At 69.4% G+C, this 1,643-nt stretch carries 1 protein-coding gene and 1 pseudogene; one reads left to right on the top strand and one right to left on the bottom strand.

What is annotated here, in order from left to right; genetic code table 11:
• Positions 1-481 (bottom strand): annotated as a pseudogene (locus tag LQV45_RS30745) (lipase maturation factor family protein); the annotation flags it as partial.
• A 164-nt stretch (positions 482-645) separates the two neighbouring features.
• On the opposite strand from LQV45_RS30745, the gene dxr reads away from it, so the two are divergent.
• On the top strand, positions 646-1,643 hold a 998-nt coding region (gene dxr, locus LQV45_RS30740), incomplete at its 3' end, for a 1-deoxy-D-xylulose-5-phosphate reductoisomerase (RefSeq protein WP_230011055.1).

Genomic DNA, 1,643 nt, shown 5'->3' with positions numbered 1-1,643 from the left:
CCAGCCAGACCAGCAGGATCAGGATGGTCCGGGGCGGGGGAGTCTGGTCGGAACCGAGGAAGGCCACCGTGAACCCGGCCTCCAGCAGCAGCATTTCCCAGCCGAAGCCGTAGAACGTCTGCCCCACGTTCACGATCGACATGTACAACAGCCACAGGGCCAGGAACGCGATGAGCGGAACCCACGGCGGCCCGAGCTGCGGCAGCCCGGCGATGAGCGTGGCGGCAATGGCCATGCCGCTCCAGCACACCGTCCGCAGCAGCCGGTCCGAGTAGCGCCAGCGGAACAGGCTGGGCCGGCCCAAACGGTTGAAGCCCTCGAGATACGCCGGCACCGGCAACAGGCCGCGCTCGCCGAGGAGGGCCGGGAACTGGTTCAGCGAGGAGAGGAAGGCCACGAAATACAGGGTGGCGGTGCTGCGCTGCAGCACCTGCCGGGCGAACTCGTACTCCGGCGCGTCGAACCACGCGGTCCACTCCACGTTTTCCACGTTACGCCTCCGCCCTGCTGCGTCAACGAGCGGCGGAAGACTCAACCCGACGGCGTCGAGCTGGCACTTCACGGCACTGCTGCACGCCGCGACTGCCGTGAAGTGCCACCTCGAGGCGAACGCGGCGCACCGGCGCGGTGCGGGATACTTGAATCATGCAGCCGCGCAAAATCGTCCTCCTCGGGTCCACCGGTTCCATCGGCACACAGGCGATTGACGTCGTCGACGGCGCCCCGCACCTTTTTGAGGTCGTCGCGCTCAGCGCCGGCGGCAGCAACCTCGAACTCCTGGCCCGGCAGGCCGTCCACACCCGCGCCCAGGCTGTCGGTGTCGCCTCCGGTGATGCCTCCGCCCTCCGGCGCATGATCGACGACGCCGCCCGCGCGGCAGGACTCATCGGGTACAGCCCCGAACTCATCACCGGCCCCGACGCCTCCACCCGGGTCGCGGAAATCACCGCCGACGTCGTCCTCAACGGCATCACCGGCTCGATCGGACTTGCCCCCACCCTGGCCGCCCTCGCCTCCGGGGCAACGCTGGCACTGGCCAACAAGGAGTCCCTGATCGTCGGCGGCGCCCTGGTCAAGGCCGCGGCCCGCGAAGGGCAGATCGTCCCCGTGGATTCGGAGCACTCGGCCATTGCCCAGTGCCTGCGCTCCGGCTCCGCCGCGGAAGTGGACCGGCTGATCCTGACGGCATCGGGCGGGCCGTTCCGCGGCAAGACCCGGGACGAACTGCACGACGTCTCGCCCCAGGACGCCCTGGCCCACCCCACCTGGGACATGGGCCTCATGGTCACCACCAACTCCGCCAGCCTCGTCAACAAGGGTCTGGAGGTGATCGAGTCGCACCTGCTCTTCGACATCCCCCTGGAGAAGATCGACGTGGTGGTCCACCCGCAGTCCGTGGTGCACTCCATGGTCCAGTTCGTCGACGGCTCCACAATCGCCCAAGCCTCGCCGCCGGACATGCGCCTGCCCATCGCCCTCGGCCTCGGCTGGCCGGACCGGGTCCCCGGATCCGCCAGGGCCTGCGACTGGAGCAAGGCCACCAGCTGGACGTTCGAGCCGCTGGACACCGTGGCGTTCCCCGCCGTCGACCTCGCGAAGGCGGCCGCCACGCAGGGCAGCACCTTCCCGGCCGTGTTCAATGC

The organism is Microbacterium sp. Bi128 (assembly GCF_918698205.1).
This window is presented reverse-complemented; position numbering and strand designations above follow the sequence as displayed.